Origin of the sequence: Symbiopectobacterium sp., assembly GCF_051710365.1 — a bacterium.
GTDB lineage: Bacteria > Pseudomonadota > Gammaproteobacteria > Enterobacterales > Enterobacteriaceae > Symbiopectobacterium.
Genome location: NZ_JBPETA010000324.1, coordinates 1 through 1981, shown reverse-complemented (window position 1 = coordinate 1981; position 1981 = coordinate 1). Strand labels below are relative to the sequence as shown.

5 protein-coding genes are annotated in these 1981 nt (G+C 43.2%); 1 reads left to right on the top strand and 4 read right to left on the bottom strand.

The genetic code is table 11. The features are described from left to right. Window positions 1-167: 167 nt before the first annotated feature. The 4 genes from ACTBDZ_RS17350 to ACTBDZ_RS17335 form a co-directional block, all read right to left on the bottom strand. Window positions 168-641, bottom strand: a complete 474-nt coding sequence (locus ACTBDZ_RS17350; RefSeq protein WP_438816217.1) for an HNH endonuclease — start codon at window positions 639-641, stop codon at window positions 168-170. A 153-nt stretch (window positions 642-794) separates the two neighbouring features. Beyond that, a complete protein-coding gene (locus ACTBDZ_RS17345; RefSeq protein WP_438816216.1) occupies window positions 795-989 on the bottom strand; it encodes a hypothetical protein in 195 nt (64 codons plus the stop codon). Beyond that, a complete protein-coding gene (locus ACTBDZ_RS17340; protein WP_438816215.1) occupies window positions 986-1189 on the bottom strand; it encodes a hypothetical protein in 204 nt (67 codons plus the stop codon). The genes ACTBDZ_RS17345 and ACTBDZ_RS17340 overlap by 4 nt, the downstream gene beginning before the upstream one ends. 18 nt (window positions 1190-1207) lie before the next feature. Continuing rightward, window positions 1208-1483: a hypothetical protein gene (locus ACTBDZ_RS17335; RefSeq protein WP_438816214.1), complete on the bottom strand. Its 276-nt coding sequence runs from the start codon at window positions 1481-1483 to the stop codon at window positions 1208-1210. A 121-nt stretch (window positions 1484-1604) separates the two neighbouring features. Between ACTBDZ_RS17335 and ACTBDZ_RS17330 the strand changes: the two genes are divergently transcribed. Beyond that, window positions 1605-1865, top strand: a complete 261-nt coding sequence (locus tag ACTBDZ_RS17330) for a hypothetical protein (RefSeq protein ID WP_438816213.1) — start codon at window positions 1605-1607, stop codon at window positions 1863-1865. Window positions 1866-1981: the final 116 nt, after the last annotated feature.

The following is a 1981-nucleotide window of genomic DNA, read 5'->3' as shown; positions in this document are numbered from 1 at the left end:
GCGGTGATGTTCGATTGACCGAATCGGGTCAAATTTAATTTCAGGACGCACGATGGGTGCGCCCGCGATAGCAAGTTCCATCGTGGCTTTCCTTGATTTAGATTGATGTATTAATGATGCCGAAAAACTCCTTCACTTCGGCGGTGAGTTCAAATTTCCTATTCAAATTAGCCATGATTTGCGAAATCTCCGTGATGAGTTATTCTAAAATTTCTCACTGCCTCTTCCGCCTCAGGCACATCTACAAAAGAGCCAATATAAAAACCTCTACGGTTAACCATGCATTTTGCGCAATATCTTTTTCGTTTTTTACTCCAGAATACGCCCTTCACTCCACTCTTGTTATTTTTGGGTATCTTCTCGTTTTGGTGGTTTTGAGAGCTTGTGGCCTCCCTTAGATTGGATATTCTGTTGTCGTTCTTGACTCCATTTATGTGGTCTATTTCTTTTTCAGGCCACCGTCCAAAAAAGAAAAACCAAGCAAGCCTGTGCGCTCGGTACAGTTTCTTATTGATGGTGATATATACATAACCATGCTTGTGTAGAGTTCCTGCAGTATCGCCAATTCTTATTCTCCTATTTGGCTTCACTGCCCAAGTAAATACACCCTCGATTGGGTCATAATTTAGAATTTTTTTCATGATGGATTCCAAAAATTAGGCGTAAAAAAACCACCTATCGGTGGCGTTATTGAGTATGGGGGGGATGCTGATTACAGCGATAAGCGCGATGATGGGAATGCTGAAAGTGTTTCAGTCATCGATACACGTTAATTTTTTCACCTGCTTTTTGAGCTACTTATTTTCTTCTGTCAGATAGAAAATAGTTGACTTATATACTCTTGTCTCATTGTCATCACAAGGGAGGATGTCAATGCTCATCAAATAACGTGAATCATTAATATTATTGCTGCCGTTGGTGACAGCGACCATGCCACCGAAATTAGGGTGATTGAAGGTCGTGATATGAGGTTTATTAAGTTGCATCATTCAATCCTCCGTTGGCTATCAAAATATTTTCGCTTCTCCCAATCTTCCCGGCATTCCTTACAGCAGAAATGCCCCCCTGTTGGCTCGTCACAATTATAGCAACGTCCATTAACGGGTAATTCCTCTTTTCGATGATGGGCAATTTGGTGTTGGCGGAAAGCTTCTTCGTTTTGGCTGGCTATATCTACATCATCTGCCATAACGCTATTTCATGCTCCTCAATCGTTTAATAACTTCCGGGTATTGTCCGTAATCTGTGCCTGATATTTCTCAACCATTCTCGCGGCATAAGCGAGTGCGTCCTCACGGTCGGAGAAGTCGCCGATGGCCTGTAGCACGCCGTCGACGCCACGGATATAGACGCTGAAAAAGTCAGGGTTATCATTTTCTTGCATTATATCGACGCAGTCGTCTACTACGCCCGACAGGATGATTGCAGTCACAATCGTCCCCGGTTCTATCAGGTGGTCAAATTCGTCAATGAGCTTTTGCATGGTGGCCTCCGTGTTAAGTGCCTGCTTTGGTGACCCTCTCAGGCGGCGAGGGTTCTCGTGTACCCCTACAGCGAGAAATCGGATAAACTCTAATCACCCCTACAGTTAGAGAGTGATTGAAATGGACGTTTTCTCTGGATTAACGGCTGCAAAACAGGCATATGACTTACTGAAAGTAATTAAAGAAGCTCGCGATGATGGTGTGATTGCTAAAGCTGTTGGTGATTTGCATCACAAAATAACTGAACTACAGATGCTTAATGCGGAACTCTCTGGCCTTTATCAGGCTGAGAGAGAGGTCGCAGTGAAACTTAGAGAAGAAAAGGCAAAAATCGAGATGTTTACTGTGAATGCCGCCAATTATGAACTTCATATGTATTAGTCGCGACTTGATCTGACACTGGACCTTGCAAGGTTGAGAGTTACCGGTTTTGATATGGGTGTCCAATCCTTATACAAAACACGAGGTAACTCTCATGATTCATACTAACAATCCCA